Annotated in this window: 16 protein-coding genes; 11 read left to right on the top strand and 5 right to left on the bottom strand. The window is 43.1% G+C overall.

Annotated elements, in window-relative coordinates; all coding sequences use genetic code 11:
* Nucleotides 1-20: 20 nt before the first annotated feature.
* The 4 genes from lysS (at nucleotide 21) to MD535_RS17975 (ending at nucleotide 4,010) form a co-directional block, all read left to right on the top strand.
* Nucleotides 21-1,538 carry a lysine--tRNA ligase gene (gene lysS, locus MD535_RS17990; protein ID WP_265676419.1) on the top strand — a complete coding sequence of 506 codons (1,518 nt, stop codon included), beginning with the start codon at nucleotides 21-23 and terminating at the stop codon, nucleotides 1,536-1,538.
* A gap of 213 nt (nucleotides 1,539-1,751) precedes the next feature.
* A complete protein-coding gene (locus MD535_RS17985) occupies nucleotides 1,752-3,080 on the top strand; it encodes a sigma-54-dependent transcriptional regulator (protein ID WP_265676418.1) in 1,329 nt (442 codons plus the stop codon).
* A gap of 442 nt (nucleotides 3,081-3,522) precedes the next feature.
* A complete protein-coding gene (locus tag MD535_RS17980) occupies nucleotides 3,523-3,648 on the top strand; it encodes a hypothetical protein (protein WP_265676417.1) in 126 nt (41 codons plus the stop codon).
* A gap of 107 nt (nucleotides 3,649-3,755) precedes the next feature.
* Nucleotides 3,756-4,010, top strand: coding sequence for a DUF1127 domain-containing protein (locus tag MD535_RS17975; RefSeq protein WP_265676416.1), 255 nt, complete (start codon nucleotides 3,756-3,758; stop codon nucleotides 4,008-4,010).
* Between the two features lie 88 nt (nucleotides 4,011-4,098).
* Here MD535_RS17975 and MD535_RS17970 read toward each other — a convergent pair whose 3' ends face one another.
* On the bottom strand, nucleotides 4,099-5,133 hold the full coding sequence (locus tag MD535_RS17970) for an NADP(H)-dependent aldo-keto reductase (protein ID WP_265676415.1): 1,035 nt from the start codon (nucleotides 5,131-5,133) through the stop codon (nucleotides 4,099-4,101).
* A gap of 155 nt (nucleotides 5,134-5,288) precedes the next feature.
* On the opposite strand from MD535_RS17970, the gene MD535_RS17965 reads away from it, so the two are divergent.
* The gene (locus MD535_RS17965; RefSeq protein WP_250617517.1) at nucleotides 5,289-5,597 is read left to right on the top strand and encodes a DUF6482 family protein; all 309 of its coding nucleotides are present in this window, start codon (nucleotides 5,289-5,291) and stop codon (nucleotides 5,595-5,597) included.
* On the opposite strand, the gene mutH is transcribed toward MD535_RS17965, so the two are convergent.
* Nucleotides 5,589-6,263: a DNA mismatch repair endonuclease MutH gene (gene mutH / locus MD535_RS17960; protein WP_265676414.1), complete on the bottom strand. Its 675-nt coding sequence runs from the start codon at nucleotides 6,261-6,263 to the stop codon at nucleotides 5,589-5,591. The two genes, MD535_RS17965 and mutH, sit on opposite strands and share 9 nt — an antisense overlap.
* Nucleotides 6,264-6,882: 619 nt before the next feature.
* Between mutH and rppH the strand changes: the two genes are divergently transcribed.
* Genes rppH through MD535_RS17935 form a run of 5 tightly spaced genes read left to right on the top strand, consistent with a single transcriptional unit; the run spans nucleotide 6,883 to nucleotide 12,177 of the window.
* Complete coding sequence (gene rppH, locus MD535_RS17955; protein WP_250617519.1) at nucleotides 6,883-7,401, top strand: RNA pyrophosphohydrolase; 519 nt, start codon at nucleotides 6,883-6,885, stop codon at nucleotides 7,399-7,401.
* A 2-nt stretch (nucleotides 7,402-7,403) separates the two neighbouring features.
* Complete coding sequence (gene ptsP / locus MD535_RS17950; RefSeq protein WP_265676413.1) at nucleotides 7,404-9,653, top strand: phosphoenolpyruvate--protein phosphotransferase; 2,250 nt, start codon at nucleotides 7,404-7,406, stop codon at nucleotides 9,651-9,653.
* A gap of 21 nt (nucleotides 9,654-9,674) precedes the next feature.
* Nucleotides 9,675-10,466 carry a sulfite exporter TauE/SafE family protein gene (locus MD535_RS17945; RefSeq protein WP_265676412.1) on the top strand — a complete coding sequence of 264 codons (792 nt, stop codon included), beginning with the start codon at nucleotides 9,675-9,677 and terminating at the stop codon, nucleotides 10,464-10,466.
* 32 nt (nucleotides 10,467-10,498) lie between these two features.
* Nucleotides 10,499-11,314, top strand: coding sequence for a prolipoprotein diacylglyceryl transferase (lgt, locus tag MD535_RS17940; RefSeq protein ID WP_265676411.1), 816 nt, complete (start codon nucleotides 10,499-10,501; stop codon nucleotides 11,312-11,314).
* 11 nt (nucleotides 11,315-11,325) lie between these two features.
* A complete protein-coding gene (locus MD535_RS17935) occupies nucleotides 11,326-12,177 on the top strand; it encodes a thymidylate synthase (RefSeq protein WP_265676410.1) in 852 nt (283 codons plus the stop codon).
* Nucleotides 12,178-12,229: 52 nt separating this feature from the next.
* Here MD535_RS17935 and MD535_RS17930 read toward each other — a convergent pair whose 3' ends face one another.
* Nucleotides 12,230-12,970 carry an SDR family NAD(P)-dependent oxidoreductase gene (locus MD535_RS17930; protein ID WP_265676409.1) on the bottom strand — a complete coding sequence of 247 codons (741 nt, stop codon included), beginning with the start codon at nucleotides 12,968-12,970 and terminating at the stop codon, nucleotides 12,230-12,232.
* A gap of 99 nt (nucleotides 12,971-13,069) precedes the next feature.
* On the bottom strand, nucleotides 13,070-13,390 hold the full coding sequence (locus tag MD535_RS17925) for a glycine zipper domain-containing protein (protein WP_250617525.1): 321 nt from the start codon (nucleotides 13,388-13,390) through the stop codon (nucleotides 13,070-13,072).
* Nucleotides 13,391-13,650: 260 nt separating this feature from the next.
* Here MD535_RS17925 and MD535_RS17920 point away from each other — a divergent pair, with 260 nt between their 5' ends.
* Entirely contained in the window at nucleotides 13,651-14,223 is a 573-nt protein-coding gene (locus tag MD535_RS17920) for a Slp family lipoprotein (RefSeq protein WP_265676408.1), read from the top strand.
* Between the two features lie 99 nt (nucleotides 14,224-14,322).
* Here MD535_RS17920 and MD535_RS17915 read toward each other — a convergent pair whose 3' ends face one another.
* Nucleotides 14,323-15,468, bottom strand: a complete 1,146-nt coding sequence (locus tag MD535_RS17915; protein ID WP_265676445.1) for a Na/Pi symporter — start codon at nucleotides 15,466-15,468, stop codon at nucleotides 14,323-14,325.
* Nucleotides 15,469-15,660: the final 192 nt, after the last annotated feature.

Below are 15,660 nucleotides of genomic sequence, written 5' to 3'. Positions count from 1 at the left end.
ACTTAACAGGGTACATTCAAATGACTGATGCTGTTCAAAATGAAAATCTACAAGAAGAAAATAAGTTAATTGCTGAGCGTCGTAGCAAGCTGGATCACATCCGCAAAAGCTGCAAAGCGAATGGCCACCCAAATGATTTCCGTCGTGAGCATCTCGCTGGCGATCTGCAGGCTGAGTTCGGTGAAAAATCGAAAGAAGAGCTAGAAGAGCTGAACCACATTGTGTCTATTGCCGGTCGTGTAATGGCAAAGCGTGGTCCATTCCTAGCGATTCAAGAGACCTCTGGCCGTATCCAAGCCTATGCAGCAAAAGATGTTCAGAAGGTTTTAAAAGAAAAATATCAAGGTCTTGATATTGGTGACATCATTGGTGTTAAAGGTGCACTTCATAAGTCAGGTAAAGGTGATCTTTACGTGAATATGGAAGAGTTTGAACTGCTAACTAAAGCACTTCGTCCGCTACCTGAGAAATTCCACGGTCTAACGGATCAAGAAATGCGTTACCGTCAGCGTTACGTTGATTTGATCGTTAACGAAGATTCTCGTAGTGCATTTATTATTCGCTCTAAGCTGGTGTCTTCTATTCGTAACTTTATGAGTTCAAAAGGTTACTTAGAAGTTGAAACGCCAATGATGCACGTGATCCCTGGTGGCGCAACAGCTCGTCCATTCGTGACTCACCATAATGCGTTGGATATCGACATGTATCTACGTGTGGCGCCTGAGCTATACCTGAAGCGTTTGGTTGTCGGTGGTTTTGATCGTGTATTCGAGATTAACCGTAACTTCCGTAACGAAGGTCTGTCTCCTCGTCACAACCCTGAATTCACCATGATGGAATTCTACCAAGCGTACGCAGACTACAAAGATCTTATGGATTTGACTGAAGAGATGCTAAGCACGGCAGCAATGGATGTGCTGGGCTCTACATCAATGCCATACGGTGATGAAACGGTTGAGTTTGGTGGTACTTACGCACGTCTAAGTATGTTTGACGCGATTAAGCAGTACAACCCAGATCATGCGCAAATCCAAGCGCTAACCGAAGCAGATTTGCAAGATCGTGAGCTTATGGTTTCTATTGCTAAATCGGTCCATGTCGATGTTGAAACGTTCTGGACATGCGGTCAGCTACTAGAAGAAATCTTTGGTGAGACAGCTGAGCCTCAGTTGATGCAACCAACGTTTATTACTGGCTACCCAGCAGATATTTCGCCATTGGCTCGTCGTAGCGATGATAACCCGTTCTTTACTGACCGTTTCGAGTTCTTTATCGGCGGTCGTGAAGTGGCAAATGGTTTCTCTGAGCTAAATGATGCAGAAGATCAAGATGCACGCTTTAAAGCGCAAGTGAATGCAAAAGATGCGGGTGATGATGAAGCAATGTACTACGACGCTGACTACATTACCGCGCTAGAGCACGGTTTGCCGCCAACGGCGGGTCAGGGTATCGGTATTGACCGTTTGGCTATGCTGTTTACGAATACTCATACTATTCGTGACGTTATTTTGTTCCCAGCGATGCGTCCTCAGCAGTAATTAACTGGCAATAAATATTTTAAGCCTCTCTATTGAGAGGCTTTTTTTATGCCAAAAAATCAAGAACTTTTGTAGAAAAATAAAAAACTGTGCACTAGTCTTAAATATGAGACAGGTAAAGTCGGCAATAATGTAAGAGTTACCTTGTGAGAATAGTCCTATTCAATAGAATTAACCAGTTGAATCCTAAAAGTAATAATAAGGAATGATGTAATGGGAACCGAGTTTAAGATGGATTCCATCCCCGGCGCTTTAGTGGTAGTGGGGGGGACCTACGAGCCATGGTTATCAGTTTTAGAACAAGCTGGTTGGCGGTGTACGCAATGTTCTGATTTACGAAAAGCAGATGCCATTTTCTCCGAAATAGGTCCTTGTATTGGTATCGTGGATTTAACACGAGATGACTTTAGCTTAAATGGGATTGCAAAGCTGGTGAGCACCCATAAGCAGGTGAGGTGGATTGCTTTTATTCGAGAGTCTCAATTAAGTTCAGACACCATATGCCAATTTATTGTGAATTTCTGTATCGACTTTTTTACTGTCCCTATCCCAGATTCACGCTTAATGGGCACGATAGGCCATCAACTTGGTATGCTTAAACTTGAGCAGAAAGTCTGGCCGCATAATGGTAATAACCACGACCTTGGTCTTGTAGGGCAATCGCTACCAGTAAGGCGATTGAGAGACCAAATTAAGCGCATTGGTCCCACAGATGTCAGTATTATGATTCATGGTGAGGTGGGGTGCGGAAAAGAGACGGTCGCGAAAGCGATTCATCGCTGTTCTTCTCGTTCACAGAAACCTTTTATATCGGTTAACTGTCGTGCCTTTTCGGATGCTCGCTTTGAAAATGAGTTTTTTGGCTTACATAATCCAGATCAGGTTTCCTTACTTGAACAGGCGGCGGGAGGGACGATCCTGCTTAATGACATATTTACTTTACAGCCTAAACAACAAATGAACTTATTGAAGTTTTATCAAGAAGGTAAAGTAGAGACGGTCAATGGCTGGAAAGACTATGATATTCGAGTATTGGCCGCTGATTCATCGGATATAGAAAAAGCGCTCGGAGACGGTTTATTTAATGATGAGCTATTCCATTGTATTAACGTTCTTAGGATTAATGTTCCAAGCTTAAAAGAACGGGCGACCGATATTGGGTTGTTAGTAAATCATTATATTGGTCAGTTCTCCAAAGAGTTCAATTCCCCAGTTAAATCGATTGACGATGACGCCCTTAAAACACTGACTTATTATCATTGGCCTGGAAATGTAAAAGAGTTGCTGAATCAAGTTAAGCGAGCGGTGCTAATGACTGAAGAAGAAGTGCTGTCTAAAAAACACTTTGAATTACCTGGCACCTACTCTGGCAAGCGTAGCTTAAAGAGTATTAGAGAGCGCTCTGAGCGAGATGCACTCATATTGGTACTCGACAGCCACAATGGCCAGGTGACACTTGCTGCCAAGGAGTTAGGCATATCTCGAGCAACGATGTACCGCTTGTTAAATAAGCACAATTTAATTGCGGAAGAAACGTTGTAATTAGTCTCCGGCGTTCGTTATAAACCATTGCTTGATCGCGATGGTTTTTTTTCCGCTATTCTAGACTGTGCACATTCAGTTCTTTATGTTGACGCCAACTTAAAATGTATGAGCGGTTTTTAGCGTGTGTCGGATGGCTATTTGTATGCTCTCAGCCTCAAATTACATTATTTTTGTGAAGTGTGTTTTATCAAAGGAATTATTTCATTGATTCGGTTGTTATCTGTTTGATTGAAATTAATCACTACTAAAGCTTGCATCTGTAATGTATTGCTTCGTCTTGGCGTGGATTAGTCGCAAGAAGATAGAATATTTCATGTTATTGTTTTTTTTTGTAACAATTATGTTGAAAATAGCGACACTTTGGTTGAAAATTGACCGTGAGTTTCAAGCTCATACCATTCAAATTATTTCGGATTATTAAGTTAACGTGGAGGCGTAAATGATGAATCGTAACATTACTATCAAGACTATCGCACTTTCACGTGAGTGTATGAAACGACAATGGATGCATATTGCGCTGTTCTCAGCCAGTCCTGTATTTATGTCTGATACCAATAAACTTTAATATCCGTACCTCTAGAGGCTGCGGAAATAGCAGTCTCAAAGTCACTGAAAATTTTCTTTAGATCGCTATTTCTCTCCTCAATATTTGTAAAATTAGGAGACACTATTATGCGTACATCTGTTTATCTGACTCTTGCTACTTGGTTAATTAAAGCGGATCTTCACCATGAAGAAAGAGAATGGAAACGTCGCTATCGCCGTAATGCTTATCAGCTTCCTTTGCACAATGAGCATTTGCTGCGAGATATTGGTTTAGATAGCCAAGGGCGCCCACTTGGCACTGTGACGGTTGCCCCTGCTGTTGTTGCCAAACGTAAAACTCGTCATCTTCGAAGGGTGTTACGGTCAACAATAGCAACGTAATTCTAGGCGGGTTGTATATTGCCCGCCTAGAAATGCAGTTTTGCTTAGTTAGCAGAGCACGAGCTTAGTCTCAAAATGTTAACGTCAATTAGGGGCACGGGTTTGAATAGCGTGTCCCTAATTCTTGAATATCGCTCATAAGTTCATCTGAAAGCGTAATATCAATACTATTAATATTTGCGTCAAGTTGAGCTAAATTTGTGGCTCCAATAATATTTGATGCCACAAACGGACGTTGATTAACAAATGCGAGTGCCATTTGTGAAGGGTCAATGTTATGTTTATTTGCGATATCAATATACGCTTGCGTTGCTTCAATTCCTTGAGGTGTAAAGTAACGAACGAAGCGTTCAAACTCGCTACAACGAGCACCTTTTGGCCTTTGACCGTTTAGGTACTTACCACTTAAGCATCCAAAGGCAAGAGGGGAATACGCGAGCAGTTCAACGCCTTCGTGATGGCTTATTTCAGACAAACCGACTTCGAAGCTGCGATTGAGCAAGTTATAAGGGTTTTGTATGGAAACAATTCTCGGTAAGTTGTGTTTTTCAGCCAGCTTTAACAAGGACATGACGCCCCAAGGGGTTTCATTTGAAACGCCTATATAACGGATCTTTCCAGCGTTAATTAACTCATTGAGTGCTTCTAATGTCTCGATTAAAGAGACTTCTTCATTCCCTTCCAGATAAGGGTAATTTAATTGACCAAAGCAGTTCGTTTGTCTTTGAGGCCAATGAAGTTGATAGAGATCGATATAGTCAGTTTTGAGCCGTGTGAGACTATCGTCGATGGCTTGATGGACGTTACGACGATCTAAACTCATATTATCTCTAATATAAGGAAGGGATCTTGGGCCTGCGACTTTAGTTGCAAGTATGATCTTTTGCCTTTTCTCTGATTGAGATAACCAATCACCGATATAGCTTTCGGTTAGTCCCTGCGTTGTTGAGTTAGGGGGAACAGGGTACATTTCGGCGGTATCGATAAAGTTGACGCCGCGCTCTAGAGCAAAATCAAGCTGGCCAAATGCGTCTTTTTTAGTATTTTGCTCACCAAACGTCATTGTACCGAGCGCAATTTTACTGACTTCAAGAGAGGAATGAGGGAGTACATGATATTTCATTGAGCCTTCCTTGTTACGATGGTTTTCTTTCACTATACCGCTTTTATCTAAAACTTCAGTTTAATTCCGACACTTCTGAATTTCTTTTACTAAACTGTAGTTTATTAATAAAGAATTAAAGCATTATCTAAATAGATGAGTAAAGGAGGCGGAATATGCAAAAACATCAGCTCGATCGGTGGTTACATGGGTATCATAAAGACAGCTATACCCCACCTAAAGTCTTTGTAATTGGTTGTGCTGATATTTCACATTATTTATTAGCAGTGGAATATAAACATAAACTAGAACCTATTAAGGAAGACGATGAACCTATTCATTTTGAATCCCTTGATTCAGTAAAAGAAGTGCTACAAAAACTGGGTGTTGAAAAGGCTTATCTTCGTTTACATAACGCTTATGATGAGTGTGGTAGTGCGGGGGAAATGAATCGCTACTGCGACATTGAACTGAAACTACACTGAATGACTAAAGTAAGTCTCAAGAATGTAGGCCGTGAACTTAGCTCTTAGGTAGAAACCACGCGGTAAGGTTTTAATCGGTTGTCCGTTTGCTCCATAAGCGCCGGTCGTTACGCGGCTGTTAGCGGCTTTTGGTCGTATTTGCAAAATTTCACCACTGTGCGCAGTCAGTTGATTGATTTGACCTAGGGTGATGTGCTCCATCAACTCTTCCCAGTCATTTTTTAGCATCAATTCTTCTTCTGTTGATGGGCTCCAAATTAGCGGGGATCCCACGCGTCGATCTGCGACTGGAATTTCTCTTTCGCCCTCTACCGGCAACCAAAGGACGCGCGATAGTTTATTGCGAATGTGGCTGCGCTCCCATGTTAGACCGTGAACACCCACCAACGGAGCAACACAGACGAACGTGGATTCTAGTGGTGTACCTGCATAACTAATAGGAATGCTTTTTAGCTCTATACCAATTTCTGGAAAATCTTGGGTTGGCTTACTTCCCGCTTTTGCACCAAGGTGCCATTCCAATAACTGTCCAACCCAACCTTTATCCCGTTTCAGCGTTTCTGGAACGTTCATTTCCGCTTCTTGTGCGAGTTCACCAAATGTCAGGCCTGCAATATTTCGGGCTCGAGCCATCAATTCGGCTTCAGATGTTGGGGTTGCTTTCATAGTAATGAATGTAATAAAGATGAATGACCAGTTTAGTTTACCATGGAGTTTAGAGACTGCCTGTACAAAAAAAGATCACAAGAGTGGTGATTTAGATCGATGTATTAGTTATCCACAGTTTGATTTTTAATTTCTTTTGCTCACGGTTTTCTGTATGAATAAACAGGTGTCACCTTGAAAGTAGTGCTTGATTATTCGTGATTGATAAAATTGTTAGCTTGCTTGGTGTGGATAAACTCGTCTTTGGTTGATCTTTAACCGATCTGAGATCCAGCTTTAAAATACAGAACGATAAACGATTGTATTTTGCTGGGTTTGATTTAATTCTTTGTTATTTAAGGCTTTATTTTTTGTTTCCAGTTTTTGTTTTTCCTGTTCGTAAGAAAGTACTGACGAGTTAGAGTAGAAGATCAAAGATTCTTCACATGGTTATTCACAGAAAAGGTGAATAAATGTGGTCTAGGTCTCATTGTGGTGTTGATAAGTTCTGTAATGGGTAAAACTTATCCATAGAAGTTCGATTAACTGGTAAATGTTCAAATTTACGGATGTCTACGTTTGCTCAACTTGGGGATATGTGGAAAAATCAAGGTAATGAAAATTTAATTGAGGTTGGCCAGTGATAGATGGCGATGGTTACCGACTAAATGTGGGTATTGTAATCTGTAACAACCATGGTCAGGTCTTCTGGGCTAAACGATACGGGCAACACTCATGGCAGTTTCCTCAGGGCGGTATTGACGAAGGTGAATCCCCTGAGCAGGCCATGTTCCGAGAATTATATGAAGAAGTCGGGTTAACAAAAGATGATGTAAAAATTGTCGGTGTTAGTCGCCATTGGCTAAGGTATAAGCTACCGAAACGATTGGTTCGTTGGGACTCGAAACCTGTCTGTATTGGACAAAAACAGAAATGGTTCTTACTGCGTTTAGATTGTGATGAATCTAAAATTAATATGCAGCGTGGTAGTACCCCTGAGTTTGATGGTTGGCGTTGGGTAAGTTATTGGTATCCTGTTAGGCAAGTGGTCTCTTTTAAGCGTGATGTTTATCGTCGTGCGATGAAAGAATTTGCTTCTCTCGCAATGCCTTTTAAGGAACGTAAGTTTAAAGGCAAAAGAAAACACCGAAGAGGGTAAGTATGCTTTCGCAACTAAGGGAAATAGTTGAGCACGTATCAAAAGAAGATAACGTGCATGTGGCCCTCGAGATTTTAGTTAGACAAACTTGTGCAGCCATGCATACGGAGTGCTGCACAATTTATCTGGCTAATGAGCAGCAGCAGCGCTTAGAACTGATGGCGACCCAAGGCCTGACATTTCAAGGTGATACTATCCATATCAACTTTAATGAGGGCTTGGTAGGGTTAGTAAAGCGCACAGCTGAACCAATCAATATCGCACAAGCGGCGAAGCATTCCGCATTTAAATTTTTCCCTCAGTTGGGGGAAGATACCTACAATGCCTTTTTAGGTACCCCTATTATTCATCGCAAGCAGGTGCTTGGGGTGCTTGTTATCCAGCAAAAACAATCTCGCCAATTTAGTGAAACGGAAGAGTCATTCTTAGTGACACTTGCTGCGCAAGTCGCAGTGCTTATTGCTCACGCTAAATCACAAGGGTTGAGTTTTTTCGATGATAATCAACTAACGGTGATTAAGGGAATTGCAGCGTCCTCTGGTGTTGCCATTGGTCCCATGTGGTGGGATAACACACAGCCAGAACTGAGTGATGTGTTTCCTGCCTCTGCGCTCGATATCAATCGTGAACAAGAACTCCTTTCGCTTGCTATTGATCACGCGCTGGCGGACTTTAAGCGAATGCGTAAGAAGTTGGATCTTGAGCTCAACAAAGACGCACTAGCAATATTTGATCTTTTTACGCATTTACTGAACGATCCGATGTTGCGAAAAGATCTAAAAATGCAGATAGCAAAAGGGGATAGGGCTGATTGGGCACTTCGTCAAGTGGTTGAGAGTTATGCGAATCGCTTTGCCAAAATGTCGGACATTTATCTTCGTGAACGAGCACAAGATGTACGAGAGCTCGGTCAGCGATTATTGTTTTTCCTCCACAATTCAGAGCAGCCCATACACGAATTTTCTGACCCGATCATTTTGGTGGTTAGAGAGTTGACGGCATCCATTTTAGCGTCAGTGCCAAAAGATAAGCTGCTTGCGGTTGTGTCGCTTGAAGGGGCGGCGAACTCCCATGCGGCCATTTTGTCCCGAGCGATGGGTATACCTGCTGTCATGGGCGTGAGTATCAACCCTGAGTTATTGAGTGGCAAGCTGTCTATTGTTGATGGTTATAGCGGTGAGATATTTCCGGATCCAACCACAGAGCTATTAACCGAATATCGTGAACTGGTGACGGAAGAGAGTGAGCTGTCTCACATGGTTGAGCAGACACTTGATCTGAATGCGGCAACGAAAGATGGTCAACGTATTCAGGTGCTGCTCAATGCTGGATTAAGCGCAGATACCAGTATTTCATTGAATAAAGGGGTAGACGGTGTCGGGCTTTATCGAACCGAGATTTCCTTCCTACTACAGCAGCAATTCCCCTCAGAGGAAGAGCAGGTGCAGCAATATCGTGCGGTATTGCAGGCTTACCCAACCAAGCGTGTTGTGATGCGAACGCTGGATATTGGCGGGGATAAGGCGTTGCCGTACTTACCGATTGAAGAGGATAATCCATTCCTAGGATGGCGCGGCATTCGATTTACTCTTGATCATCCGGATATTTTTCTTATTCAACTGAGAGCGATGCTAAGAGCGAGTCAAGGGCTCGATAATTTAAGTATTTTGTTGCCAATGGTTTCTTCGGTGCAGGAACTTGATGGTGCGATTACGCTGATCAATCAAGCTTATGATGAAGTTGCACAATTGCAACATGATATTGTTCCACCGCAGATTGGTGTGATGATTGAAGTTCCGTCCATGCTTTATTTACTGCCATTTATGGCGGAAAAAGTCGATTTTGTTTCTGTGGGAACCAATGACTTAACACAATATTTGCTGGCAGTTGATCGAAATAATGCACAAGTCGCTGATATCTATGAGACATTGCATCCATCGGTGTTAGCTGCGATGAAGCATATTTTTCAAACATGTCAGTCTTACCAATTGCCCGTTTGTATCTGTGGAGAATTGGCCGGTGACCCGATAGGCGCCTTATTGTTGGTTGGTTTAGGCTATGACACCTTGAGCATGAATACCTCGAATGTTGCGAAAGTGAAGTACCTTCTTCGACAAACCACAATGGAAGAATTGCAACACTTAGCCAGCCAAGCATTACTGCAACCTTATGGCGATGCGATTTATAATCAGATGCGTGACTATTTTGAGGAAAAAGGTTTAGCTGGCTTTATTCGTGCCGGTAAATCTTAGTGCCCGCCTGTTGGAAAAATTATGAACTTTGAACTTCTTTTTATACTGCTCATTTTAGGAGCGGTCGTTGGTACGATGTCTGGTTTGCTGGGTATCGGCGGTGGTTTAATCGTAGTGCCAGCATTGGCTTATCTATTGCCGATGTTCGGTATTTCTGCTGAGTTGGTGATGCAAATCGCGTTGGCGACGTCACTGGCGTCCATCATTATTACGTCTGGCTCATCTGCTCTGAATCATCTTAAGCTCGGCAATGTGGATATTTTCGTCATCAAGTGGTTATTACCAGGTGTTATTGTCGGCGGTCTGATTGGCTCATTTGTCGCAGATTGGATTCCGTTTCAATACCTACCTAAACTCTTCGCGTTGATTGTACTGGCGTTAGCGATACAGATGATTTTATCTATCTCTTCCTCATCCTCGCGTCCACTGCCTTCCCCTGGCGCAACAAGTTGTTATGGCGCAATAATTGGCATGGTGTCAAGCCTAGCTGGCATTGGTGGTGGTTCGATGTCGGTGCCGTTTTTAAGTAAGCATGGTGTAGAAATGCGCCGAGCCGTTGGTTCGTCCTCTGTGTGTGGTTGTGTGATTGCGATCTCAGGTATGATAGGCTTCATCTTCCATGGCACTAAGGCTGATGGGTTACCAGAATATAGCCTTGGTTATGTGTATGTTCCAGCATTGTTAGCGATTGCGATAACCTCGATGCTGACGACGCGATTTGGCGCTAAGTTGGCCACAACAATGCCAACTCCGAAACTTAAAAAGATTTTCGCGGTCTTCTTAGTATTCGTATCATTTTCAATGATGTTTTAGCCTTTATTACCCAAACGTTAAGAGAGCAGTTTATGTCTCAGGGATTTATTGAATTTCCTAGTATTGACCCCGTTTTATTCGAGATTGGCCCTATTTCAGTTCGCTGGTATGGCTTGATGTATTTAGTTGGTTTTGCTTTCGCGATGTGGTTAGCGAATAGGCGTGCAGATAAGCCCGGTTCTGGCTGGACTCGTGAGCAGGTGTCCGATTTACTGTTCGCTGGTTTCTTAGGGGTGGTGATTGGCGGTCGAGTTGGTTACGTATTGTTTTATGGATTTGATACCTTAATACAAGATCCATTATACCTATTTAAAGTCTGGACTGGCGGTATGTCTTTCCATGGTGGGCTACTTGGTGTGATTACTGCCATGCTGTGGTATGCCCGTAAGAATGGTCGTACATTCTTCAATGTCGCTGATTTTATTGCGCCGCTTGTCCCGTTTGGTTTAGGGATGGGGCGTATTGGTAACTTCATGAACAGTGAACTTTGGGGGCGCGTAACAGATGTGCCGTGGGCGATCGTATTCCCTAATGGCGGCCCGCTTCCAAGACACCCTTCTCAGCTATATGAGTTCGCGTTAGAAGGCGTGGTACTGTTCCTTATTCTTAATTGGTTTATTAAAAGACCACGCCCTGAGGGTGCGGTATCTGGCTTGTTCTTGTTAGGCTACGGTTGTTTCCGGTTCCTTATTGAATACGTCCGTGAACCTGATGCGCATTTAGGCCTATTTGGCGGCTTCATTTCAATGGGGCAGATCTTATCATTGCCGATGGTTATCTTAGGTGCCTTGATGGTGGCATGGGCCTACAAGGTCAATAGCAACACGACACATAACGCAGCAAAGTAGTAGGAATTGTTATGAAGCAGTATTTGGATTTATGTCAGCGTATTGTTGATGAAGGCGTTTGGGTTGAAAATGAACGAACAGGGAAGCGCTGTTTAACCGTTATCAACGCAGATCTTACTTATGATGTCGCGGGCAATGCGTTTCCTTTAGTGACGACGCGTAAAAGTTTCTGGAAGTCTGCGGTTGCTGAATTGCTTGGTTATATTCGTGGCTATGATAATGCGGAGGATTTTCGCAAACTTGGCACAAAAACTTGGGACGCAAACGCGAACCTTAATGAAGCTTGGTTGAACAATTCATATCGTAAAGGTGAAGACGATATGGGACGTGTGTATGGTGTTCAAGGGCGCGCTTGGGCGAAACCCGATGGGGGGCATATCGACCAACTTGGCAAAATTGTGGATGATTTAACGCGTGGTGTTGATGATCGTGGTGAAATCTTAAATTTTTATAATCCAGGTGAATTCCACATGGGCTGTTTACGCCCGTGCATGTACAGCCACCACTTTTCATTGCTTGGTGATACTTTGCATTTAAATAGCACGCAGCGTTCATGTGATGTACCGCTGGGGCTGAATTTTAACATGGTGCAAGTCTATGTCTTTTTGGCCATCATGGCGCAGATCACTGGTAAGAAACCCGGTAAGGCTTATCATAAAATCGTCAATGGGCATATTTATGAAGACCAACTTGAGCTCATGCGTGATGTGCAACTGACGCGGGAACCGCTGTCACCCGCAACATTCCATATCAATCCAAAGATCAAATCGCTAAAAGATTTGGAAACGTGGGTGACAATTGATGACTTTGAGGTGCGTGATTATCAGTGTCACGATCCAATAAAATATCCGTTTTCAGTGTAATAAAAATGGCCGAGCATTGCTCGGCCATTTTTATATGGTGCTAACGGAGAGGCTACCAATCAATACGAGTTCGATCGGTAAAGAATCCTGCCGTTGGGCCATCTTCGTTGAGTGTCGCTAACCAAACGGCGGTATCTGCGCCTTCTCGTGGTGTCTTTGGTCGTGCATTATCACCGTAGTCAGGCAAGTCATCGCTATTCATTGCTGAGTCAACCCAACCTGGACAGCAGGAGTTGACTTTAATGCCATGCGACTCTAACTCTTTAGCAAACAGCACGGTGTTGGCATTAATGCCTACTTTGGAAGCTTGGTAGGCGGCGCAAATGTCCTCTTTCAAGGGGGAGTTCATATCCGAAAGTTGCGCGAGCTGACCAACTTGGCTTGAGACGTTCACAATACGTGCGTGTTTTGCTTTCTTCAAAAGAGGTGTCAGTGCTTTTGTTAATAAGAAAGGGCCAATTTGGTTGATTTCAAGCACTCTGCGGTATGTATCTTCATCAAGCTGGGAAGGGTGGCTGCCCATATCCACTAAGATAGCGGCATTGTTGATCAAGACATCCAACTGACCAAATTGTTCATCAATTAGGTTAGCGATAGCGGGAAAGATTGATGACATGGCAAGGTCGAGTTTTAAATGTGAAGCAGAGTAGCCTTGTCGTCGAAACTGATTGGCAAGTGTGCTACAAGATTGCACATCGGCCATAATGACATGGTAATCTTGTTCCATGAGTAGAGCTGAGGTGGCGAGTCCGAGACCTTGATAAGCACCAGTAACTAAAGCAATCTTTTTCATTATGACCATACTCCCGTTTTGATTAGTAGGGAGTGTAAAATAATTTATTCATTTCAGTCAGTAACAAACGCAAGGTTACTTTAGTTACATAGGTAACAGCTAGTCGTAGTATTCGTCTTCGATGATTTCTTCTTCGACTATCTCTTCCTCAATCACATCTTCTTCCACGACGTCGCCGACTACTTCACAGGCCTCTTCATCGTAAGCACCGTCGATAGCGCCGCCTACTGCACCTGCACCACCACCAATAGCAGCACCTGCTGCTGCGCCTGAACTACCATCTACGATACCCCCGACGACAGCACCAGTAATCGCGCCATCAACCGCGCCGTCGATAGCACCATCAGAGGTTTGATCACAGTAATAGGCATAAGAAGGCGAGCTCAACATCGCGATAAGAAGAAGTGTTTTGATTTTCATAAGGAATTCACATTGTTATTGGACTTTGAGGTAGGGTAAATAACCGCTGAGAAAAACATAACCCATCGCAGGTAAACGTTTAGTCAGCATCGTGTGTGTTTATTGCTGTTGGTGATAATTCGCTTGCTTGTATCGGGTGCTCGCATCACTGTCGGCGTTTTGGGGCTGAGACATTAATAGGCTGAATAGCCCCTTCACCTTGCGAGCAACGGTCTGTGTCGCTCATAATAGTAAAAGAGGCGTTTGCAAAGGAGCATATTATGCGATGGTTTGGGCTTGTATTATTGGTGGTGTTAGCGGGTTGCAGTAGTGCGCCCTCGGAAATAAAAGTCGCGGATGAAAAGCAATTAGTGGCCTATAAAACGGCAGTGAGTGATGGAAATAGTGTCGTTGGTCAGCCAGCCAGATGGGGAGGGGTTATTGCGAAAGTCAGCAACCCGACAGCGGGTTCAAGTGTAGTAGAAATCAGCCAATTTGAACTCGATGACAAAGGAAGACCAGATGAAACACAGCAAGGCTCTTCGCGTTTTGTCGTTAAGGTGGAACGATTTTTAGACCCTGCGGTGTTTATGCAAGGAAAAGCGATGACATTTGTCGGTGTCATCGAGCCAAGCGAGACGATTAAGGTTGGTCAGCAAGAGTTGCAAGCACCAGTACTTAATGCGTCTAATTATTATTTATGGTCGAATGATAAGCGCATTAAAACTTATTATGTCGGCGATCCCTATTATGATTATTACTATGACCGTAGTTATTACTGGGACTATGTGGATGAAGTGGACTTAATTGAACACTATGACGCATACGATGCCTATGATTATGATGACTACTGATCCTTACTACTTTCATCGTAACGCATAACGAAAAACCCCAACTCATTATGAGTTGGGGTTTGTTCTATTCTTTATCGCGTTGAGTCGATTACGTTACGTCTATGCCGTCAGTGCGAGGATAGTACCCGGAATCACAACAAAGATAGATGCAAGGTACCCTGCGACCACAGCCTTGTTTTTGATCGCCATGTCTGAGAGGTAGTCTGCTCCTTTAATTGGCAGCTCTCTTAAAAATGGAATACCAAAGATAAAGATGGTTGAGAATACGTTAAAGACTAAGTGAACTAGGGCAATCTGAAGAGCAAAAATTGCGTATTCTCCAGAAACAGCCGTCGCAGCAAGTAGACCTGTGATACATGTGCCGATATTTGCACCCAATGTAAATGGGTAGACATCACGTACTTTCAAGGTACCAGTACCAACAAGTGGAACCATTAAACTTGTTGTTGTGGAAGAAGACTGAACCAAGACCGTTACGATAGAGCCAGAAACAATACCGTGGATAGGGCCACGGCCAATTGCATTCTTTAAGATTTCACGAGCACGACCTACCATCAGGCTCTTCATTAGTTTACCCATTACGGTAATAGCGATAAAGATGGTTGCGATACCAAGAACAATCAGTAGAACACCACCTGTCACGTTGCCAAATTGCATTAATGGGTCTTGGATAGCTGACACGACAGGCTTTGTGATTGGTTTGATAAAGTTCAAACCGCCCATGCTGACATCACCAGTAGAAAGCATTGGTGAAACTAGCCAGTGAGATACTTTTTCAAAAATGCCAAACATCATTTCTAGCGGTAAGAAAATAAGGACGGCTAATAGATTAAAGAAATCATGGATGGTGGCACTTGCAAAGGCACGTTTAAATTCAGTATTACAACGTACGTGACCAAGGCTAACCAATGTATTGGTTACTGTTGTGCCAATGTTTGCACCCATGATCATCGGAATAGCAACGGTGACAGGAAGTCCGCCCGCAACAAGACCAACAATGATTGAAGTGACGGTACTTGATGACTGGATCAAAGCCGTAGCGACGAGACCGATCATTAACCCAGCAATAGGATGAGATGCAAACTCAAACAAGACTTTAGCCTGTTCACCAGTAGCAATCTTAAATCCACTGCCTACCATAGATACAGCAAGAAGTAGTAAATACAGCATGAATGCCAAGTTAGCCCAGCGTAGCCAACGTGTCGAATTCGACGTAGGTGTCGCAGCTGTCGTTGCTTGGTTAATCATAGTTTTCTCCGTGTGACCTTAATAAGTTTGTTGTAGGTCTGTTGTTGAATCTGCAGCGATAGTAGATCTGAATTATGACAGTAATATGACGATATTATGTCGTTCATCAATTACTGCGATATTTGTTGTAATTAAAACCTATAATTCTCAATATTCAATTGTAACCTTTTGATTTTATTTAATTTTATA

Origin of the sequence: Vibrio qingdaonensis (assembly GCF_026191675.1) — a bacterium.
Classification (GTDB): domain Bacteria; phylum Pseudomonadota; class Gammaproteobacteria; order Enterobacterales; family Vibrionaceae; genus Vibrio; species Vibrio qingdaonensis.
This window is presented reverse-complemented; position numbering and strand designations above follow the sequence as displayed.